At 61.3% G+C, this 20,233-nt stretch carries 17 protein-coding genes; 11 read left to right on the forward strand and 6 right to left on the reverse strand.

Annotated elements, in window-relative coordinates; genetic code table 11:
- Window positions 1–26 precede the first annotated feature (26 nt).
- Window positions 27–797 carry a MipA/OmpV family protein gene (locus tag KZO83_RS10250; protein ID WP_247620723.1) on the reverse strand — a complete coding sequence of 257 codons (771 nt, stop codon included), beginning with the start codon at window positions 795–797 and terminating at the stop codon, window positions 27–29.
- A gap of 235 nt (window positions 798–1,032) precedes the next feature.
- Here KZO83_RS10250 and KZO83_RS10255 point away from each other — a divergent pair, with 235 nt between their 5' ends.
- Together KZO83_RS10255 and KZO83_RS10260 are read left to right on the forward strand one after the other, a co-directional pair.
- A complete protein-coding gene (locus KZO83_RS10255; RefSeq protein WP_247620724.1) occupies window positions 1,033–1,788 on the forward strand; it encodes a trimeric intracellular cation channel family protein in 756 nt (251 codons plus the stop codon).
- A 62-nt stretch (window positions 1,789–1,850) separates the two neighbouring features.
- Complete coding sequence (locus KZO83_RS10260) at window positions 1,851–2,951, forward strand: NADH:flavin oxidoreductase/NADH oxidase (protein ID WP_247620725.1); 1,101 nt, start codon at window positions 1,851–1,853, stop codon at window positions 2,949–2,951.
- Window positions 2,952–3,004: 53 nt separating this feature from the next.
- Here KZO83_RS10260 and KZO83_RS10265 read toward each other — a convergent pair whose 3' ends face one another.
- The 3 genes from KZO83_RS10265 to pobA all read right to left on the reverse strand — a co-directional run bounded on the left by KZO83_RS10265 (window position 3,005) and on the right by pobA (window position 6,966).
- On the reverse strand, window positions 3,005–4,096 hold the full coding sequence (locus tag KZO83_RS10265) for an NAD(P)-dependent alcohol dehydrogenase (protein ID WP_247620726.1): 1,092 nt from the start codon (window positions 4,094–4,096) through the stop codon (window positions 3,005–3,007).
- A gap of 74 nt (window positions 4,097–4,170) precedes the next feature.
- The gene (locus tag KZO83_RS10270; protein ID WP_247620727.1) at window positions 4,171–5,643 is read right to left on the reverse strand and encodes an aldehyde dehydrogenase family protein; all 1,473 of its coding nucleotides are present in this window, start codon (window positions 5,641–5,643) and stop codon (window positions 4,171–4,173) included.
- 135 nt (window positions 5,644–5,778) lie between these two features.
- Window positions 5,779–6,966 (reverse strand): 4-hydroxybenzoate 3-monooxygenase, encoded by a 1,188-nt coding sequence (gene pobA / locus KZO83_RS10275; protein ID WP_247620728.1) that lies wholly within the window; start codon window positions 6,964–6,966, stop codon window positions 5,779–5,781.
- 167 nt (window positions 6,967–7,133) lie between these two features.
- Here pobA and KZO83_RS10280 point away from each other — a divergent pair, with 167 nt between their 5' ends.
- Complete coding sequence (locus tag KZO83_RS10280) at window positions 7,134–8,018, forward strand: helix-turn-helix domain-containing protein (protein WP_247620729.1); 885 nt, start codon at window positions 7,134–7,136, stop codon at window positions 8,016–8,018.
- Between the two features lie 30 nt (window positions 8,019–8,048).
- Here KZO83_RS10280 and KZO83_RS10285 read toward each other — a convergent pair whose 3' ends face one another.
- A complete protein-coding gene (locus KZO83_RS10285) occupies window positions 8,049–8,765 on the reverse strand; it encodes a GntR family transcriptional regulator (protein WP_247620730.1) in 717 nt (238 codons plus the stop codon).
- A gap of 131 nt (window positions 8,766–8,896) precedes the next feature.
- On the opposite strand from KZO83_RS10285, the gene KZO83_RS10290 reads away from it, so the two are divergent.
- The 6 genes from KZO83_RS10290 to KZO83_RS10315 all read left to right on the forward strand — a co-directional run bounded on the left by KZO83_RS10290 (window position 8,897) and on the right by KZO83_RS10315 (window position 16,647).
- Window positions 8,897–9,955, forward strand: a complete 1,059-nt coding sequence (locus KZO83_RS10290; protein WP_247620731.1) for an aromatic ring-hydroxylating dioxygenase subunit alpha — start codon at window positions 8,897–8,899, stop codon at window positions 9,953–9,955.
- 77 nt (window positions 9,956–10,032) lie between these two features.
- Complete coding sequence (locus tag KZO83_RS10295; protein WP_247620732.1) at window positions 10,033–11,001, forward strand: PDR/VanB family oxidoreductase; 969 nt, start codon at window positions 10,033–10,035, stop codon at window positions 10,999–11,001.
- Between the two features lie 258 nt (window positions 11,002–11,259).
- Window positions 11,260–12,204, forward strand: a complete 945-nt coding sequence (locus tag KZO83_RS10300) for a TAXI family TRAP transporter solute-binding subunit (RefSeq protein WP_247620733.1) — start codon at window positions 11,260–11,262, stop codon at window positions 12,202–12,204.
- A 100-nt stretch (window positions 12,205–12,304) separates the two neighbouring features.
- On the forward strand, window positions 12,305–14,224 hold the full coding sequence (locus KZO83_RS10305; RefSeq protein WP_247620734.1) for a TRAP transporter permease: 1,920 nt from the start codon (window positions 12,305–12,307) through the stop codon (window positions 14,222–14,224).
- A 3-nt stretch (window positions 14,225–14,227) separates the two neighbouring features.
- Window positions 14,228–15,046, forward strand: coding sequence for an IclR family transcriptional regulator (locus tag KZO83_RS10310; RefSeq protein ID WP_247620735.1), 819 nt, complete (start codon window positions 14,228–14,230; stop codon window positions 15,044–15,046).
- On the forward strand, window positions 15,043–16,647 hold the full coding sequence (locus KZO83_RS10315) for an FAD-dependent oxidoreductase (RefSeq protein ID WP_247620736.1): 1,605 nt from the start codon (window positions 15,043–15,045) through the stop codon (window positions 16,645–16,647). The genes KZO83_RS10310 and KZO83_RS10315 overlap by 4 nt, the downstream gene beginning before the upstream one ends.
- A 48-nt stretch (window positions 16,648–16,695) precedes the next feature.
- Here the strand turns inward: KZO83_RS10315 and KZO83_RS10320 are convergent, their stop codons facing one another.
- Complete coding sequence (locus KZO83_RS10320; RefSeq protein ID WP_247620737.1) at window positions 16,696–17,928, reverse strand: LysR family transcriptional regulator; 1,233 nt, start codon at window positions 17,926–17,928, stop codon at window positions 16,696–16,698.
- A gap of 138 nt (window positions 17,929–18,066) precedes the next feature.
- Between KZO83_RS10320 and KZO83_RS10325 the strand changes: the two genes are divergently transcribed.
- Window positions 18,067–19,041 carry a PDR/VanB family oxidoreductase gene (locus KZO83_RS10325; protein ID WP_247620738.1) on the forward strand — a complete coding sequence of 325 codons (975 nt, stop codon included), beginning with the start codon at window positions 18,067–18,069 and terminating at the stop codon, window positions 19,039–19,041.
- Window positions 19,042–19,070: 29 nt separating this feature from the next.
- Window positions 19,071–20,183: a Rieske 2Fe-2S domain-containing protein gene (locus KZO83_RS10330; protein ID WP_247620739.1), complete on the forward strand. Its 1,113-nt coding sequence runs from the start codon at window positions 19,071–19,073 to the stop codon at window positions 20,181–20,183.
- Window positions 20,184–20,233 lie beyond the last annotated feature (50 nt).

Genomic DNA, 20,233 nt, shown 5'->3' on the forward strand with positions numbered 1-20,233 from the left:
TGCATAGGGTACCACTACACTTGGGTCTAGAAGTTGTAGTTGATGAACCCTCCCACATAGGCCTGAGTCGCATCGCCGATCTCGTCGACGATGGGGCTATCCTTGGCATCGCCGGTCAGGCGTGATACGCCGACCAAACCCGTGATGGACCATGTCCGCGTGAGATAATAGCTAGCGCTGGCATCGGCGCCGATGCGGAAATAGCCCTCGCTCGGCGAGTACGCATCCAGCCCCGAGCGCCGACTCTCCCGCGCGGAAATGCCGAACATGTCCTCGGTCCAGGCGTCGCTTCCATAGGCGATGTTCGGACCTAGCGAAACGGAGAGCCGCTGGGTCAAACGTGAACGCCAATGTGCCTTGGCGCTGGCATGGTAGCCATCCACGTCCCCGCTCAGCGGGGTTTCCACCGCCGCGCTGTATTGCCAGTGCCCCTCGGTGTATTCGGCCCGCAGCCCCGCCGTGACGCCGCCATCGACCTTATCCAGTCGATGCAGATCATCATCGTCGTCGCGCCCGAAGGTGTAGCCAAGAAACGGCGACACCCGCCAGCCATCCCGGTTGATGACGTTCCAGCCCACGCCATCGCGCGCGTTGATATACACGCTATCGCCATAGGTCAGGTCGACCGACGGCCACACGGAGGTTTCGTAATCGTCGCTCCCCAGGTAATCGGGAGAGTAAATCGCCCCCGCACCGAGACTCCCCTGCCAGCCGCTGTCCTGTGCCTGGCTGGGCATTGCCACCGCCAGCATCGGTAGCGTCACGGCCAACGCCACGTATCGATATCCTGCCTGCATGTCGCCTGACTCCCTGGATTCATTGCATGACCACCGTCTGGGCGCCTGCCACTTTGCAGGCACACGCACCCGGTCCCTTACATACGATATCGTAGGTATCCGAGCCATGCCAGACGCTTGACGACCGGGGAGGTATGGGCCGGAGCGCTGACGTGTTTGGGCACTTGAGCCTACAATACGACTCTTTTGTATTTCTGCTTAAGCACAGTTGGCAAAGTAGCCAAGGAGCATCCGAGTGACAGACTGGGTTTATTGGCTGGATTTAGCTGGAGTGACTGTCTTCGCGCTCTCAGGGGTCATCCTTGCTTGCCGCTCGAGGATGGATCCCTTCGGCATGCTCGTACTGGCCGCGATGACAGGCATCGGCGGCGGTACCCTGCGCGATCTGTTACTTGGCATTCGCCCGGTGTTCTGGGTCACCGACCCCACCTATTTATGGGTGATCATCATCACCGTCGTGATATCGATCGTCGGCTTTCATTACATACACCGGTTATCGCGCATCGTCTTGCCCGTACTCGATGCCTTCGGGCTCGCCATCTTCACCATCATCGGCGCTCACAAGGCATTGGCGTTGGGCCATGGTGGTACCGTAGCGGTATTGATGGGACTCCTCACCGGTGTCGCGGGCGGAATGCTGCGCGATGTCCTCGCAAGACGCGTCCCCATGGTGCTGCGCCAGGAAATCTATGCGACTGCCTCCATCGCAGGCGCCACGGCATACGTCACCCTGTACACGCACCCTATCCACCCCTACGCCACTATCGCGCTGCCTATACTGGTGATCCTGGGGCTGCGTCTCAGTGCCATCTACTGGCGCCTCTCCTTGCCGGTATTCGCTTGGATCACCTCGCCAGCCGAGGCTTCATCCAAAAGCACTAAATCTCAAAGCACTATGCACAACGCAACACCGTCGTCGAACGAGATAGAAGAGAAGCCACGCTCTAAAGCCCGCGTTCGAATGCTCTCGCCCACACGACGGCGTAGATAGCCATTGCCAAGAAATTATTAGCACGCTACATTGTTGCCATCATTCCCTTCAGGAACGTTTCAATGGCATCCCCTAAGCTGTTCTCGCCGCTCACGCTCGGCCGGCTCGAATTGCCCAATCGCATCGTCATTTCACCGATGTGCCAATACTCCGCCGACGAAAACGGCAGCATGACCGACTGGCACAAGATTCATCTGGGGCATCTCGCCCTCTCCGGAGCAGGACTCTTGATCGTCGAGGCTTCCGCCGTCGCGCCGGAAGGACGCATCACCTCTGGTGACGTGGGGCTCTATTCGGACGACAACGAGCAGGCGATGGCACGTGTACTTGAGTCCGTTCGTGCCCACTCGCCGATGCCGGTCGGCATCCAGTTGGGCCATGCCGGACGCAAAGCCTCCTGCCAGGCACCTTGGGAAGGCGGGGCTCAGCTAAGCCTAGAAGAGGGTGGCTGGCAGACCGTGGCGCCTTCCGCCGTACCGTATCAGGACGGGCAGCGTCCGCCACAGGCGATGAGCCTGGATGATATCGAGCAGCTCAAGGCGAACTTCGTCGCCTCGGCCAAGCGCGCCGAACGTCTGGGTTTCGAGCTGATCGAACTGCACGCAGCGCATGGCTATTTGCTGCACGAGTTCTTGTCGCCGCTTTCGAACCAGCGCGATGACGAGTACGGCGGCAGCCTGGAAAACCGCATGCGGATCGTGCTGGAAATCTTCGATGCCGTGCGTTCGGTTTTCCCGGACGACAAGCCTGTGGGTATCCGTATCTCCGGAAGCGATTGGGTCGAAGGCGGCTGGAATCTGGAGCAAAGCGTCGAGTTGGCCAAGGCTCTCGACGCCCGCGGCTGCAGCTTCATCGACTGCTCCGGTGGTGGCCTGGACCCACGCCAGACCTTGAACGTCGGCCCCAACTATCAGGTACCGTTCGCTCGCCGCATGAAGCAGGAAGTCGCCATGCCGGTGATTGCTGTCGGCCTGATCACCGAACCGGAACAGGCAGAGGGCATCGTCTTCGGTGGCGAAGCAGACGCCGTCGCGCTGGCCCGCGGCATGCTCTACGATCCGCGCTGGCCGTGGCACGCCGCCGCCAAGCTCGGCGCTACCGTACATGCCCCGAAGCAGTATTTGCGCAGCCAGCCGCATACGCTCAAGAAGCTATTCGGCTAACGCGATATCCACGCAGCGCAGGCATTTCTCAACGCTTGCACGGAGCGTATGCCCTATGAGGTCATCCGCACCACCGGCTTGATGGTCTTGCCGGACTTGGAATCCGCGAACGCCTCTTCCAGGGCGTCGAACTCGTAAAACGTCACCAGCTTGTCGAACGGAAACTGCCCCTGGCGGTAGTAGTCGATGAGCTGGGGAATGAACACATTGGGCACCGAGTCGCCCTCGATCACGCCCAGCATGGTCTTGCCTTCCGCCATCAGATCATTGTGCACGTCCAGCGTGACCTCCGGTGTTACGCCCACGATGGCCAGCTGACCCAGCGGACGCAACGCATGCATCCCTTGCCGCACGACCTGCGGCACACCGGTTGTCTCGATACCATAGTGCGCACCCACGCCGGTCACCGCACGAATCTCTTCCACCACGTCTACCTGGCTGCCATTGAAGACGTGCGTGGCCCCCAGCTCCTTGGCGAGCGACAAGCGATTGTCGTGCACGTCGACGGCGATGATCCGTGCGCAGCCGGCGATACGGGCCGCCATGACGGCGCTCAATCCCACCGCGCCACAGCCGTAGACCACCAGGCTGCTGCCGAACGCCGGCTTGAGGCGATTGAGAACCGTGCCGCTCCCGGTCTGAACGCCGCAGCCCAATGGGGCCAGCAAGCCCAGGTCGAGATCCGGATCCACCTTGACCGCGTTGCGCTCATGCACCACCGCATGGGACCCGAACGAGGACTGCCCGAAGAAGGTGGAAACCGCTTCGTCGCCTCGATGCAGGTAACAGGCCCCGTTCTCGGCACGCCCGCCGAAATTCAACTCGTTCATGCGCATGCAGACGGTAGGATGGCCGGTCAGGCAATGCTCGCATGCGCCGCAATGGGCAAACGACAGCACGACATGGTCCCCCGGCGCGAACGCCGTAACCTCGCTCCCCACGGCTTCCACTACCCCGGCGCCCTCGTGCCCCAGAACAACGGGGAACGGCGTCAGCTCCAGATCCCGGGCGACGGCATCCGTGTGGCACACCCCGGTGGCCACGATGCGCAGGCGCAACTCGTTGGCCCCCGGCTCGGTCAAGGTCAGGGTCTCCACCGAGAAGGGCCCGCCCTTGTCTCGCGTCACGGCCGCTTTGATTTGCATGGCAAGCTCCTCACGACGTTGCGGTGAATGACCCCGAGCCATGCCTCGGCCCGGGTATCGTTCCCGTCTATGGGTTAGAACGGATACTGGCGCGGCTCATGCTGCAGCGTGATCCAATGCTCCGTGGTGAACTCATCGATCGCCCAGTCGCCATTGAAGCGGCCCAGGCCGGAGTTCTTTTCGCCGCCGAACGGCGCATGCGGCTCGTCGTTGACGGGGATGTCGTTGACATGGGTCATGCCCGCCTTGATGCCCTGCGCGAAGCGCACGCCGCGTTCCAGGTTGCTCGTGAAGACCGCGCTCGACAGACCGAACTCGGTGCGATTGGCCAGCTCCAGCGCATGCGCTTCGTCACGCGCGGATTGAATCCCCACCAGCGGCCCGAAAATCTCCTCGTCGGCCAGTTCCATGTCCGCCGTGACATCGCCGAACACGTGCGGCGGCAAGACATTGCCCTCGGGGTCGCCTCCGGTCAGCAAGGTGGCGCCCTCGGCATGCGCCTTGGCGATCTTGGTCTGGAGTCCTTCGAGCTGCTTGGCGTTGATGATCGGCCCCACGGCGGTTTCGGGGTCGGCGGGGTCGCCCAGGCGCAATGCCTTGACGCGTTCGACAAAGCGAGCGGTGAAGGCGTCACGCAACGGCTCTTCGACGATGATGCGATTGATCGCCATGCAGATCTGGCCCTGATGGAGGAACTTGCCGACCACCGCCGCATCGACCGCCTGCTCGACATCGGCATCCGCCAGCACCACGAAGGGACTGTTGCCGCCGAGTTCCAGGGCGACGTGCTTGAGGTGCCTGCCGCCGCTCGCCAGGCGACCGATATTGAGCCCCACAGGGGTGGAGCCGGTGAAGGTGATCAACGAAGGCACGGGATGCTCGACGAAGGCATCGCCGATCTCGGAACCGGCACCGACGACGACGCTCAACACGCCCGGCGGCAGCCCCGCCTCTTCGAAGATGCGTGCCAGCAGCAGCCCGCCGGTCACCGGTGTGTCGCTGGCAGGCTTGATGACCACCGCGTTGCCCAGCGCCAGTGCCGGCGACACCGAGCGAGCGCTCAGGTTGAGCGGGAAGTTCCACGGGCTGATCACGCCCACCACGCCCAGCGGTGACCGATAGACACGACTTTCCTTGCCGGGAATGTCAGACGGCAGGATGCGTCCGTGGGCCCGGGTCGGCATGCTCGCCGCCTCCTGGGTGATCGCCCGTGCCGCGTTCCACTCGATCTGCGCCTTGATCCGCGTACTGCCCGACTCGCGAATGATCCAGTCGATGATCTCGTCATGGCGCTCGTCGAAGATCGCCACCGCGCGCCGCATGACATCGCCACGCGCATTCGGTCCCAGTGCCGCCCATTCGGCCTGGGCCGCCTGCGCATGTCGGTAGGCATCGTCCAGGTCATGCCGGTCGGCCATCGCCAGATCGAGCAGCGTTTCCCCGGAATATGGATTGGTCACGCTCAGGCGGCGCTCGGCACTTCCCTGGCGCCAGCGTCCCGCGATCGGCTGGGCATCCTGATCGGCAAACAGCGGTGCTTGTGTCATGTATCTCACCCTCATCGTCATGCGAAGACGCGCCTCGTTGGGCCGCGTCGTGGTCATGCGAGCCTAGCCGGATAATTAATACGCAGACTAATAGCAATGATCAATCAACTTGATACCCCGCGGCAACCCCATGGTCTAGGACTCCAGGGGCTCATAGGGCAAGCCGACGTAGTTCTCGGCGATGGTCGTCAGGCCTGCCTCGGAGCCGGTGACATAGTCCAGCTCGGCTTGTTGCATGCGGGCGCCGAAATCCTCGTCCTCGGAAAACTTGTGAAGGATCGAGGTCATCCACCAGGAAAACCGCTCGGCCTTCCAGACACGCTTGAGACAGGTCTGCGAATAACGCGGCACCAGGTCGGTGCGGCCCTCGTGATAGACCTTGACCATCAGGCGATACAGCGTGTTGACGTCGCTGGCCGCCAAGTTGAGCCCCTTGGCGCCGGTCGGCGGCACGATGTGCGCGGCATCACCGACCAGGAACAGCCGCCCGTGCTGCATCGGCTCGGCCACGAAGCTGCGCAACGGCGCGATGCTCTTCTCGAGCGAGGGACCGGTCACCAGATTGGCCGCGACGTCCTCGGGCAGGCGGCGCTTGAGTTCCTCCCAGAAGCGCGCATCGGACCAGTCCTCGACCTTCTCGTCCAGCGGCACCTGCACGTAGTAGCGGCTGCGAGTCTGGGAGCGCATGCTGCAAAGTGCGAAGCCCCGTTCGTGGCGCGCATAGATCAACTCGTCGGAGACCGGCGGCGTGTCGGAGAGCAGCCCCAGCCAGCCGAAGGGATACACCCGCTCGAACGTCTTCAGCCGGTCGGCGGGAATCGACTGGCGCGAGACGCCATGATATCCATCGCAGCCGGCGACATAGTCGCAGTCGAGCCGCTGCGTTTCGCCGTTGTGCTCGAAGGTGATGTACGGGGCGTCGGTTTCCAGATCGTGGGGCTGCACATTGTCCACTTCATAGAGCGTCTGGCCGCCCTCGGCGGCGCGTGCCTCCATCAGGTCCCGGGTCACCTCGGTCTGGCCGTAGACCATGACCTGCTTGCCGCCGGTCAACGCCGCGAGGTCGATGCGCACCCGACGGTTGTCGAAGGCCAGCTCGACGCCGTCGTGCGGCAGGCCTTCGGCATCCATGCGGCGGTCGACACCGGCTTCGCGCAACAGATCGACCATGCCCTGCTCCAGCACGCCGGCACGAATGCGGCTCAAGACGTATTCGCCGCTGCGCCGCTCGAGGATGACGTTGTCGATCCCCGCGCGTTGCAGCAACTGCCCCAGCAGCAGCCCGGAGGGGCCGGCACCGATGATCGCGACTTGGGTTTTCATGGCAATCTCCTCTTATTCGGGTCTGGCAGCACGGCCAGTCATCGAGTTGCATTTTTCACCGATGGAAACCCGCGAATAAGACAAAATCCCCGCATGAATTTATACTTTCCCAAGATCCGGCCGTAACTTTGGTCGAAGCCTCGACTTTCGTCGCACAGGAGATTGCCATGTCGGCATCGTCCAACCGCACCATTCCCGTCTTTCAGCTGTATGGCGAGACGCACCAATGGCCGACCCCCGACCTGCTGCATTGCGAGTCCATCGCCGAGCGCAGCCGACTGCACGATTGGCATATACGGCCGCACCGCCACGCCGATCTCGTGCATGTGCTGCATATCGCGCACGGCGACGTGAACCTGACCTTCGAGGAGGGTGCGCAGCGCCTGACGGGGCCGCTTCTCATCGTGGTGCCGGCCATGACGGTGCACGCCTTTCGCTTCTCGCGCGATGTCGACGGGCATATCGTGACGCTGGCCATGCCGCTGGCGCGACATATCGCCGACACCCTGCATCCCCAGGGGCAGATCCTGGCACGCGCGGCGTTTTACCCGCTTGCCGACCAGCCGGAACGCGCCCCCATCGCCACCCTCGTCGCCCAGCTCGATGCCGAGTACCGCCACCCTGCCGAAGGGCGCGATGCCTTGCTCGAAGCTTTGCTCAACAGCTTGCTGGTCCTGGCCTCACGCCGTGCGACCCGACGGCAGTCCCGCCCTTCGCGCCATCATGAACGTGGCGAAGCGCACCTGGCCCGCTTTCAGCAACTCATTGAAGCCCACTATCATCAGCAACCCAGCATGCCCGAGCTCGCCGAGCGTCTGGGCATCAGCAGCGCGCATCTTAGCGCGATCTGCCAACGGCTCGCAGGGCGCAGCGCGCAGCAATTACTGCACGAGCGTGTGCTTCTCGAGGCCAAGCGCCATCTGACCTATACCAACATGACCATCGGCCAGGTCGCCGAACGGCTGGGCTTCAAGGAGCCGGCCTATTTCACGCGTTTCTTCAAACGCCACGTCGCTTGCTCGCCCAAGGAATTTCGCCAGCGTCAGCCATAGGCCTGTCCATGCGTATTGGATCCAAAAACGTCATTTCGCGTCCGTCGCATGTCCCACTTCGCCCAATCCGAAGAGCGTGCCGTAGCGCAGGCCGATATAGGCATGCTCGCGCATCAGCATCTCCGCCCGGGCGCCCTCGCCGCGCGACAGTGCCTGGAACACGAGTTGGTGCTGGGCGTGCGCCATGCGCAGCTTGCCGTACTCGCGGTCCAGCGCCGCGTCGTCGATGACGATCGAATCGGCCGAGGCGAAGGGCAGGTGGTCGTTGCGCGCGATCGCGTCGTGGATCACGCGGCTACCGGTGGCACCGACGATGGCACGGTGAAACTCCTGGTTGAGCGTGGCCCAGACCTCGATATCCGCCTTGACCAGATGCCCCTTTTCCAGCAACGCCTCGCCCCGCGACAAGCAATCCCGTAGCTGCGCGTCGACCTCCTCGGTCACGCCTTTCTCCGCCAAGCGTCGCGCCGCCAAGCCCTCGAGCGCACCACGTACTTCCACCGCACAGAGCACGTCTTCTTCCGAGAATTGGCGCACCACATAGCCGCGCGTGCCGGTCTTCTGCAGCAGCCCCTCTTGCTCGAGCGTACGAAAGGCCAGCCGCACCGGCATGCGAGAGACCTGAAGCCGCTCGGCGACATGCAACTCCTTGAGCCGTTCGCCGGGAGCATAAACCCCTTCACTGATGAGCTTGCGCAAACTGGCGATGACATTGAGGCGACCATTTTTTTCCGATTTTTCCGGCATTTACGCGCTCCTGTCGATAACCCGCTTTTTGGATCCAACTAAAGGATAACTTGACGGTAGACAGGCCAAAAACCTTTACTTTGGATCCAAAGAACAATAATTCCCTACTGATAATGAGGAGAGAGATTACCATGTTCCCCAAGAATACTTGGTACGTGGCCTGCATGCCGGACGAAGTCGAAGACAAACCGCTGGGCCGCACGATCTGCAACGAACAAATCGTCTTCTTTCGCGCTGAAGGTGGTCAAATCGCGGCCGTGGAGGACTTCTGCCCCCATCGTGGCGCCCCGTTGTCGCTGGGCTTCGTGCGTGACGGCCAGCTAGTATGCGGTTACCACGGCCTGGAGATGGGCTGCGAAGGCAAATGCACCAGCATGCCAGGCCAGCGCGTACGCGGTTTCCCCAGCATTCATGCCTATCCTGTCGTCGAACGGCATGGCTTCATCTGGGTCTGGCCCGGCGATGCCGAGCAGGCCGATCCCGACCAAATCCCCGAGCTACACTGGGCCAACGACCCCGAGTGGGCCTATGGCGGCGGGCTTTATCACATCAACTGCGATTATCGCCTGATGATCGACAACCTCATGGACCTGACCCATGAGACCTACGTGCATGCTTCCAGCATCGGTCAACCCGAAATCGAAGAATCCGCGCCGGAAACCAAGGTCAACGGCGACGAAGTGCTGACCATTCGGCACATGGAAAACATCACTGCACCGCCGTTCTGGCAATCCGCGCTGCGCGGCAACAACCTTGCCGGCGACGTGCCCGTGGATCGCTGGCAAATCTGCCGGTTTACGCCACCCAGCCACATCCTGATCGAGGTTGGGGTCGCGCACGCTGGCAAGGGCGGCTACGACGCGCCGGCCGATACCAAGGCGTCGAGCATCGTGGTCGACTTCATCACGCCGGAAACCGAGACCTCAATCTGGTACTTCTGGGGCATGGCGCGCAACTTCAATCCGCAGGACGAGGCCCTGACCGAGCAGATCCGCGAAGGCCAGGGGCAGATCTTCTCCGAGGACCTGGAGATGCTCGAATCCCAGCAACGCAACCTGCTCCGTTATCCGGAACGCCGCTTGCTGATGCTCAACATCGACGGTGGCGGCGTCCAGGCACGTCGCGTCATCGATCGCATCCTCAAGGCAGAAGCAGAGAACGCGCAGCCGCAGGCCGCCACCGCCAGTTGATGGATCTTGCATAACGAAAGGGTCGGCGCACGTCGATCCTTTCCCGGTTCGCCGTTTACCCGGCAGTAGGTCATCCCATGAACGATAGTACGCTGTCTCTGTTCGTCAGAGTCTCTCAAAAGCACCAGGAAGCCGAGGACATCGTCAGCTATGAGTTGGCCGATCCTCACGGGCGCCCATTGCCTGCTTTCAGTGCCGGCGCGCATGTCGACGTGCGCGTCAAAGAAGGCGTGATTCGCCAATATTCGCTGTGCGGGCACCCGGAAGAGCGCGATCGCTATTTCATCGGCGTATTGCGCGAACCCAGCTCTCGCGGCGGCTCCGTCGCCATGCACGATGAGATCGAGGAAGGCGATCTGCTGCAGATCAGCGCGCCCAAGAACCACTTTCCTCTAGAACCCGCCAAGCGCTCGGTCCTGTTCGCTGGCGGCATCGGCGTCACGCCGATCCTGTGCATGGCCGAACGTCTGGCGCACACCCAGGCACAGTTCGATATGCATTATTGTTCACGCTCACGCGAACGCATGGCCTTCGTCGACCGCCTCGAGCAATCCGCTTACGCTGATCATGTGCATTTTTATTACGACGATGCGCCAGAGGCCGGCAAGCTGGATGTGGCCACCGTCGCCGGTGAGCCAGACGACGAGACGCATATCTATGTCTGTGGCCCGAGCGGCTTCATCGATCACGTCATGTCGACCTGCAAGGCGCAGGGCTGGCCGTCGTCTCAACTGCATACCGAGTATTTCAGTGGCGTGGAGACGACCTCCGAGGACGACGAAAGCTTCGACGTGAAGATCGCCAGTAGCGGCGCGACGTTCCCGGTCCCCAAAGACAAGAGCGTCTACGAGGTGCTGAGCGAAAACGGCGTCGAGATCATGGTCTCCTGCGAGCAGGGCGTCTGTGGCACCTGCCTGACGCGCGTTCTAGAGGGCGAACCGGACCATCGCGACCTCTACCTCGACGACGATGAACATGCCGCCAACGACCAGTTCACGCCGTGCTGCTCTCGCGCCAAGAGCAAGACGCTGGTACTGGACCTGTAAGACGCGTCTGCCCGCCCCACCGCTTGCGGCGCCCCAACGGCCCGACCATTGGGGCGCCTTCATCTTGAACCGACACCCCAGATACTTGTGCGATACCCAGGCCCCATGGTGGCCCTCCCCCCGCCCGAATATCACCTTTTCCTGAAAAATTAACTCTTGGTCTCATAAACAAATTGTCAATGTCTCAAAATATGAGATTCTTGCACAATTGAAAGTCCTAGCATGGCATAAGCCGTTTGCAAGGTCTCAGGAGGCAACATGAGTTATTTCAAAACAAAAACTGTCGCTTTTGCAGCACTGCTCCTGTTCGCTTCGGCGACCCAGGCGCAGCAACTGGGCATCGGTACGATGGGCCAGGGTACCAGCGGGTATTCCATGGGAGCCGCGATTGCGCGCGTCCTATCGGACAACGGCATTGACGCACTGGTACAACCGAGTGCGGGTACCAGCTCTTACTTGCCTCTGATCGATATGGGAGAGCTTGACCTCGGCATTGCCAATGCCATTGAGGTCAGCGATGCGGTCTCTGGTCAGGGCTACTTCGAAGGGCACGCTCTAGAAAATATTGCACCTGCCGCGCGTCTCTATCCCTTTAGGGTGGGGATCTTCGTGCGCGACGATAGCGATATACAGACGGTTGCGGATCTGGCTGGGCATTCCGTCACCTATGGCTTCACCAGTCAAGCCACGATGAACCGCGTGTTGGACGCGATACTTGCCGCTGGCGGCCTCGAGCCGTCCGATATCGAGCAAGTCATGGTGCCTAATATCGTGCGAGGGGTGAACGCTTTCCTAACTGGCCAAGCTGATGGAGCCTTCTTCGCCGCAGGGTCCGGCAAGGTGACGGAAGCTGACGCCTCTGCGGGTGGTATTCACTTCCTTCCCTTGCCTGAAAGCGACGAGGCGGAAAAGCGCCTTCAGGAAGTCATCCCGCAAGCCTACGTGGATACCCTCGAGCCACGCGAAGGCCTGACGGGTATCGATAACCCCATGCCCATGATGGCCTATGACTACATGCTAGTTGTAGGCACCCACGTCCCTGATGAAGAAGTGGCGCGTATCGTCACGATCCTGCGCGACAACAAGCAGGCGCTTGTCGACTCCTTCGGCGCGTTCCAGGACATGGATCCCGACGCCATGTATGTCGATATAGGCGTGCCCTATCATCCCGGCGCACTCAGCGTACTGAATAGCAAAAACTAAGGGCACAACTCCCACGGGCGCAGTAACGGGACCGTGGGAGGCTCGCCTATTTCCGCGGCCACAGCACGCCGTCCGGCTTTCGCCACTATCTGATTGATGGATGACCGCCATGACCCTCTCGTCTCCAGGCACCCCACGACGATCCACGCCCCACGGCCTGCTGACGGCGACGCTGGCCACGATCATGACCCTTTGTGCCATTCTTCAAGCGCTCGACGTCCCACAAATACTGGGGCTCAGCCTGTATACCGAACAGTACCTGGCCGCGATCCTCGCCTTCGCGCTCGGCATGACGTTCCTCGTGGCTCCCCGCTTCACCGGACGGCTGCGTTTCCTCGATCCGATCCTGGCGCTGGCGGGTTTTTGTGCCGCGGGCTATATCGCTCTGAGCTACCCAACGATCGTCAACGAACTGGTCTACCGGCCCGTGGACGGCCTGGTCGTCAGCCTCCTCATCGGCTTGCTGACGATAGAAGGCGTGCGCCGGCTGACCGGACCAGGGCTGACCATCATCGTGGCCTTGTTCCTCGCCTACGGCCTCGTCGGTTACCTGCTGCCCTTCGGAATGACGCGTCAGATCCTGTGGGATAGGCTCGCAATCTATGTGGTCATGGATACCAACGGCCTGATCGGCTTGCCGTTGATGGTCACGGCCAGCATGGTATTTTCGTTCATCTTCCTGGGCCAACTCCTCGTCAGTTCCGGTGGCAGCGCATTCTTCAACGACTTGGCTCTGGCCCTGGTGGGTCGCTCCAGAGGTGGGGCCGCGAAGATTGCCGTAGTCTCGTCGTTTCTCTTCGGTAGCGTCTCAGGCAGTGCCGTCGCCAACGTGGCGGCCTCGGGCGGCGTCACCTTGCCGCTGATGCGACGGGCGGGATACAAACCCCATATGGCCGCCGCGATCGAGGCGCTTTCTTCCACTGGGGGGCAGCTTGCGCCGCCAATAATGGGTGCGGCTGCCTTCCTGATGGCAGAGTTTCTTCAAATCTCTTTCGCCACGGTGATCCTCGCGGCGGTAATCCCCTCACTGCTCTATTACCTGGCGATCTTCTTCTACATTGATGCTCACGCCGCCGCGAACGGCATGTCTTTGCCCGAGGACGTGGAAATTCGCCCACTCCGTCAAGTATTAGCGGACGGTTGGCAGTTCGTCGCTCCCTTCGTGATTCTTATCTTTGGCTTATTCGGACTCAATTGGCGCCCGGAACTCGCCGCGCTCGCAGCTGCCCTGGCCTTGGCCCTCCTGGCCTTGTTCCTGCCTTACCGTGGAAAGCGCAGCCGCCTGGGCGATTTGCTGCGCGCATTTCCCGATGCGGGCAAGGGCATGATCGAGATAGTCATCATCGCGGCAGCCGCCGGGATGGTCATCGGTGTTCTTAACATCTCGGGCTTGGCGTTTTCACTGACGCTGAACCTGGTGTCGATGGCGGAAGGTAGCCTGATGTTACTTCTGCTCATCGCGGCACTCGTCAGTGTCGTGCTGGGCATGGGAATGCCCACCGTGGGTGTCTACGTGCTCCTGGCCAGTCTGATCGGCCCCGCACTCGTGCGTGCCGGGATCGAACCCATCGCCGCGCACATGTTCCTGCTCTACTTCGGCATGCTGTCGATGATTACGCCGCCTGTCGCCTTGGCGAGTTTTACCGCCGCGACCATGGCCGGTGCCGAAGCGATGAAGACCGGCTGGCAAGCGTTCCGCATGGGCTGGGTGGCCTACCTGATCCCCTTTGTCATGGTGTTTGAACCAGGGCTGGTCATGCAGGCCGAACCCGCTGACGTCATGTGGCAACTCACCGGCGCTCTGATGGGAGTTTGGTTCGCGACCGGCGCCATTTACGGCTACCTCACCCGGCACCTGGGCATCGTGGAGCGCGTCCTTCTAGGCATGATTGCGTTGGCGGGAATCTTACCGTTTTCGCTGGGTTGGGGTGGACATCTGGTCAACCTGCTCGCCATCTTCGCAGGCGTGGTTCTCATATTTCGTACTCGGTTGATCCCGAGTCTATCTGGAAGGAGTTGATTGGTGGCCGAAGGAAGCGCCTCTTCAAGCCTCACACGGCTGATGTCGATCCTCGACATTTTCACCGAAACACGGCCGGAGTGGTCGTCGGACGACATGATGACCGTGCTCGGTTATCCACGTCCGACGCTCTACCGCTATCTCAAGGTCCTTACCGATTCCGGCATGCTTGCCTCCAATGGGCATGGCATCTATACGCTCGGGCCCAAGGTCGTCGAGATGGACCACCTTCTTCGGCTATCCGACCGCCTTGTCGGTATCGGGCGTCCCGTCGTCGAGCGACTGACCGAGCAGTACGCCTGTACCGCCTTTCTCGTGCGTTGGTATCGCAACCGAGTGCTGTGCATGCACTCGGAAACATCGCTTGAAGCTCCCCTCAGCAGCTACCCACGCGGTCGGGTCATGCCCATGAACCGAGGAGCCATTGCACGCACGATCCTCGCCCACCTGCAATCCCGCAAGGCACGCAAGATCATCGCGTCTTTCGCACCCGAGGGACCCGAAGACGCCCGCAAGGCCTATATCGACGAGCAGATCTCGGCGCTGCGGACGGTGCGTCGCAACGGCTACGCCATCGCGTTCGGCGAGGTCACGCCCGGCGTCGTCGGCGTCGCTTCGCCGATTTTCGACGAAGCCGCGGAACCCGCCGGTGCGCTGTGCATGACCATGCGCCAGGAAGACTGCCCCCATGAGTTGCGCACCCTGATCACGCAGGCCGTGCCCGCCGCCGCCAACAGCATCACCGTGACGCTGCGACAGTCCCGTCATACCGGCACGGACCACACCCACCTCCCCCCACAAGAGGAAGTTAAGAACCGATGAAAAATCAAAAAGATGCGGATGTCATCATTTCAGGGGGCGGCCCCGTCGGCATGGGGCTGGCAATCGAGCTGGGCCAGCGCGGCATCGACGTACTGGTGATCGAAAAACATCCGTCGCCGCAGCGCGTTCCCAAGGGACAGAACCTGACGCAACGCACGATGGAACATTTTCGCGCCTGGGGCGCCGAATCCGAACTGCGCGCGGCCCGCACCGTGCCGGCCGGCTTCGGGATCGGCGGATTGACCAGCTACGGCACGCTGCTGGGCGATTATCACTACGACTGGATGAAGCGCGAACTCGTCCACTCCTATTACGGCGCCGATAACGAGCGGTTGCCGCAATACGCCACCGAGGACGTCCTGCGAGCCCGGGCGGCTTCGCTGGACAGCGTGACGCTGCTGACCCGGCGGGAAGTGCGTGATGTTCACGAGGATGCGGAAGGCGTAAGTGTCACGGTTCACGACCGCACCGACGGTACGGAGGCGACATTCCGCGCCGCCTATGCGGTCGGCGCGGATGGCAGCCGGTCGGTGGTGCGCGAATCAGCTGGACTGACCCAGACCGTCTTCGACCACGACCGCTTGATGGTCCTACTGGTCTTCCAGTCCGATACGCTGCATCGCGCTCTGCTGGACAAGCATCCCGGCAAGAGCTTTTTCAATGTCCTGCACCCGGATCTCCAGGGCTACTGGATGTTCTTCGGGCGCGTCGATTTGGAAGGCGAGTTTTTCTTTCATGCGCCGGTTCCCGACGGCGAAGACCCGGAGACCTTCGACTTCCAGGGATACGTCGAACGCGCTGTCGGCCAGACCATTGACATGGAGATCCGCCATCGCGGGTACTGGGATTGTCGCGTCGCCATCGCCGACCGTTATGGCAGCGGACGAACGTTCATTGCGGGGGACGCCGCGCATAACCACCCTCCCTACGGGGGGTACGGGATCAATACAGGCTTCGAGGATGCCCGTAACCTTGGCTGGAAGCTCACTGCGCGCCTCAAAGGCTGGGGTGGTCCCGAGCTGCTGGCCTCCTACGATACCGAGCGCCGACCTGTCTTCTGGTCCACGGCGAAGGACTTCATCGAGAAATCCATCGAGACCGACCGCGACTTCTTGGCAACCTACGATCCGGCCACCGACCTTGCCGAATTCAAGGCCGTCTGGTCCGCCCGGGCGCGTGGCGCGGTTAACGAGGTCGGCGACTTCCAGCCCAACTACCGTGGGTCTCACATCGTGGCCGGCCCTCGGGACGGTGCCGCCAGCGCGAAGGGAGCGCACAGCTTCACCGCCCGGCCGGGGTATCACCTCGCGCCACGGGCGCTTCCCGAGGGCGGCACGACCCACGACCGGCTCGGCTCGGGGTTCTCGCTGATCGCACTCGGACAGGCCAGCGCCGCGGCACGTTTTGCCGAGGACGCGGCCCGGTTGCATATTCCCTTGACGGTCATCGAAAGCGCTGCCCCGGGAGAGGAGGATGAAACGGCCGACTACGGCGCATCGCTCATCCTCGTGCGTCCCGATCAGTTCGTGGCCTGGGCCGGCGACACGATACCTAGTGATCTCGATGCAAACGACATACTGAAGTTAGCGATCGGCGCCTGAAAATAGCGAGTAAGCGACAGGGAATCCCTTCGGCTTCCCTGTCATGCTCTAGTTCGCGCCGTCTCCATTAGCGCTATCAACCGCGAACCGCTGTGCCAAGCCGTCGGCGAACTTCTGTTGAGCGAAATTCAACCCTCCGCTGCGCCGGTAGGTGATACCAATCCGGCGGCGATTGTCCGGCAACGTCACCGGCACACGCACCAATCCCGCCGGCAGCGCCCTGACTTTACGCGGTGAGTAGAGCAATAACGCCAGGCTCTGACTTTCGCGCACCATGCTTTCGGCCAAATGAAACGTCACGATTTCACATGGCTGAACGGGGGGCGTTTGTCCGATGTCCAGGAAAAGAGACTCGAAATAGGTACGTATCGGTGTCCCCGTCGGCGCCACGATCCAAGTCTGAAGTGCCAAGTCTTCCATCGATACGAATTGTCGGGCACAAGGATGATCCGAGCGCGCCAGCACCGTGATTTCTTCTTCGGAAAGCGGTATTTCGACTAGCTCATCGTCTTCGCCAAACTCGCGTAACAAACCGACGACTAGATCGATTTCGCCACGGCGAAGCGCATCCGTAAGCATCACATAGCTACCGGTCAACGCCGATAAATGCAGTTGAGGATACGCTACCAGCAATTCGCCGAAGACTTGAGTGATTCTTTCCTGTTCACAGAACGGGGTCATCCCTACCGCCACGCGTCCAGTCACCTCGCCGGCCAGCCGATCGAGCCGTTCATTGAGCGGTAGCATCAGGGCACGCAGCCGATTGCGTAACGCCGACAATCTTTCCGCCACGGGCTCGGCCCGCAGGCCGCCGCCCGTACGTTGAAACAACGAAACTCCCAGCCTCACGGACAAGGCACCGAGTGTACGACTGACATGCGACTGAGAGGTACCGAGCACACCGGCCGCCACAGTGGCCTTACCCGTCTGCACCACAGCCGATACGCAATCAAGGTCAGCCCACGTCACATCGAAAGGCAGGGGCAAAGTGGTCAGCCCAGCGCCGAGTAATGCCTCACGCTCACGCCTCAGCTCCGCCACTAGGCGAGCACAATGTTGACGCACGACCTCGCCCTCGGGCGTCGGTTCCGCCCCACTCCAACCGCGTTGAAACAAGCTTATGGACAACGTCGATTCGGCACGATGAATAGTTCGCGAAAGGCTGCTTTGGCTGATATTGAGCGCCTGGGCAGCCCGGGAAAAACCCCGTTGCTCGGCAACGGCCAGAATGGCACGCACCTCACGGATGGAAAGACGGGGTGACACCTCAGCGTGCGACATTCTCGCACCTCCTGGCGGCTGGTTTTTCACTATATCAAAAACGCAAAGCGCTATTTCACCTTCGCATGAGACGGCCATGACGCTTTCACCTAACGTCAGAAAGACCTGACTATCTTGGCAACCGAGTGAGGAGACAACATGCCTGACAAATATAAAACGGCGGTGGTGCTCGAGCGACGCGAGCTGACCGAGCATATAAGTGAAATCACTCTAGGCTTAGCCGACGACTCACCCTTGCCGGCGTCCCGAGCCGGTGCGCATGTCGAGCTACGTTTCGGTGGGCAAGAAGGTCGATTTTTGCGTCATTACTCACTTATCGGCCCACTCGATCTCACCAGCACCCATGAGCCTTTCTGGCGCATCGCGGTTCAACGTGAAAACCGCCGTCGAGGCTCCGATTACATTCACCGGCATTTCAGGGCTGGCACTAACGTACTGATATCTCCCGCGCTCAGCCCCTTTCGGCTGACTTCCGATGATGGCCCCGCTTTGCTTATCGCCGGCGGTATCGGCATTACCGCAATCCTCCCCATGCTGCGCTCCTGCGTGATGCGCCGACGCGATGTCCACATGCTCTATGTCGGGCGCAGCCGTGAGGCCATGGCCTATGTCGAGGAAGCCGAGGCGCTGGGGGGCGACGCCGTCACCGTGCATGACGCCACGACGCTCGGAGGTAGGCCCAATCTCGACGCATTGCTCGCTCAGCAGCCCACCAATACCACCGCCTATGTGTGCGGCCCGCCGGCATTGATCGACGGCACCCGCCAAGCAGCGCAACGATTGGGATGGGCGCCGGAACGCGTGCGTCACGAGATATTCAATGCCGCCCACAAGGCCGAGGACCGTGCCGTCACGGTGCAGACCCGAAGCGGTACGCAGATTCCCGTCTCACCCGGCCATACCTTGTTGGAAGCACTCGAAGCGGCCGGTGCCGAGACCTTTTCGGACTGCCGCCGCGGAGAGTGTGGCCTGTGCATCACCCCGGTCAGCAGCGTCGATACTGACATCGACCATCGCGACCGTTTTCTCACCCCCGATCAGAAACGGAGCAATCGGCAAATCGCCTTGTGCTGCTCTCGTCCGCGTTCGGGATCGATTGCACTCGATATCTGAAAGATAAAAAGATAAAGGAGCTAACTGCCATGACCCACGCTAGCCAAGCGATACCGCTCAACGACGAAGCCATTTTCGACGCCATGCCCATGGAAGAAGGTGGCCAATTCGCCAATCATGCCACGCCCCTGATTCGTAACTGCTGGTATGTGTGCGCGCGGCGCGATGAAGTGGGCCGCACGCCTATCTCACGCCGCCTTCTCGACACGGATGTGGTCATGTACCGCACCCAAAGCGGCCAGCCGGTAGCCATGCATAATCGCTGTCCGCACCGTGCCTTTCCCCTAGTGAAAGGCCGGGTGGAGGGCGACCGGCTGGTGTGCGGTTATCACGGCATGGAGTTCGAACCCGATGGGCTATGCGCGCACCTGCCCGCGGTTTCTCATGTACCCGCCAACGCCTGTGTCCAGACCTATCCCATCGCCGATCGCGGCCCATTGACGTGGATCTGGATGGGAGATCCCAACCTGGCCGACGAAGCCTTGATCCCCGAGCTGCCCTGGCTGGCCTCTTCCGAGTGGGGTACCGTTACCGGCGACTTTCATATCAAAGCCGACTATGTGTCGATGCACGAAAACCTCATCGACCAGACACATTTCCCTTTCTTGCATCCGGGCACAGTGGGGACACCTGAATACGCACGCGCCAGCATGGAAGCTTCCACCGAGGGTAATCAGGTAGCGATCACCCGCCGCCTGGACAACGCGCCACCCCCGGGTATTTACGGTAAACCAGCCGATATCATGCACAAGAATGTCGACCGCACCTCTGAGGCGCGGTTCGCCTCACCTGCTGTACATACGGCTCATGCCAAGATCTTCGATACTCAACCGGACGCCGGCAAACCATCGGTGTATGGCTATTACATCACGCATTGCTTCACGCCCGAGTCCAATCACTCCATCCACTACTGGTGGTTCAATTCCCGGGACTATCGCATTGACGACACAGATACCGATGACTTCCTGAGAGAGGCCAGCACACAAGCGTACTATGAAGATGTCGAGGCACTGGAATGGATCATGGACGTCGTTCTCAGCGACAAAGAAGCCCAGCAATTCGAGCTGAGTTTCGCGCCCGACAAGCCTGGTTTGATGGCGAGACGGATCATGCATCGTCTGGCAATGGCGGAGCGCGGTTGATACATCATCCCTTCGGCAAAAACCACACTTATTGCCGAGCATTGCCGAAA

This window comes from Chromohalobacter moromii, assembly GCF_023091865.1.
In the GTDB taxonomy this organism is placed as follows: domain Bacteria; phylum Pseudomonadota; class Gammaproteobacteria; order Pseudomonadales; family Halomonadaceae; genus Chromohalobacter; species Chromohalobacter moromii.

Excerpts from the sequence above, each read along its gene's own strand:
- KZO83_RS10250 (WP_247620723.1), bottom strand. The coding sequence starts at position 797 with ATGCAGGCAGGATATCGATACGTGGCGTTGGCCGTGACGCTACCGATG.
- KZO83_RS10260 (WP_247620725.1), top strand. The coding sequence starts at position 1,851 with ATGGCATCCCCTAAGCTGTTCTCGCCGCTCACGCTCGGCCGGCTCGAA.
- KZO83_RS10265 (WP_247620726.1), bottom strand. The coding sequence starts at position 4,096 with ATGCAAATCAAAGCGGCCGTGACGCGAGACAAGGGCGGGCCCTTCTCG.
- KZO83_RS10270 (WP_247620727.1), bottom strand. The coding sequence starts at position 5,643 with ATGACACAAGCACCGCTGTTTGCCGATCAGGATGCCCAGCCGATCGCG.
- pobA (WP_247620728.1), bottom strand. The coding sequence starts at position 6,966 with ATGAAAACCCAAGTCGCGATCATCGGTGCCGGCCCCTCCGGGCTGCTG.
- KZO83_RS10280 (WP_247620729.1), top strand. The coding sequence starts at position 7,134 with ATGTCGGCATCGTCCAACCGCACCATTCCCGTCTTTCAGCTGTATGGC.
- KZO83_RS10285 (WP_247620730.1), bottom strand. The coding sequence starts at position 8,765 with ATGCCGGAAAAATCGGAAAAAAATGGTCGCCTCAATGTCATCGCCAGT.
- KZO83_RS10290 (WP_247620731.1), top strand. The coding sequence starts at position 8,897 with ATGTTCCCCAAGAATACTTGGTACGTGGCCTGCATGCCGGACGAAGTC.
- KZO83_RS10295 (WP_247620732.1), top strand. The coding sequence starts at position 10,033 with ATGAACGATAGTACGCTGTCTCTGTTCGTCAGAGTCTCTCAAAAGCAC.
- KZO83_RS10300 (WP_247620733.1), top strand. The coding sequence starts at position 11,260 with ATGAGTTATTTCAAAACAAAAACTGTCGCTTTTGCAGCACTGCTCCTG.
- KZO83_RS10305 (WP_247620734.1), top strand. The coding sequence starts at position 12,305 with ATGACCGCCATGACCCTCTCGTCTCCAGGCACCCCACGACGATCCACG.
- KZO83_RS10315 (WP_247620736.1), top strand. The coding sequence starts at position 15,043 with ATGAAAAATCAAAAAGATGCGGATGTCATCATTTCAGGGGGCGGCCCC.
- KZO83_RS10320 (WP_247620737.1), bottom strand. The coding sequence starts at position 17,928 with ATGTCGCACGCTGAGGTGTCACCCCGTCTTTCCATCCGTGAGGTGCGT.
- KZO83_RS10325 (WP_247620738.1), top strand. The coding sequence starts at position 18,067 with ATGCCTGACAAATATAAAACGGCGGTGGTGCTCGAGCGACGCGAGCTG.
- KZO83_RS10330 (WP_247620739.1), top strand. The coding sequence starts at position 19,071 with ATGACCCACGCTAGCCAAGCGATACCGCTCAACGACGAAGCCATTTTC.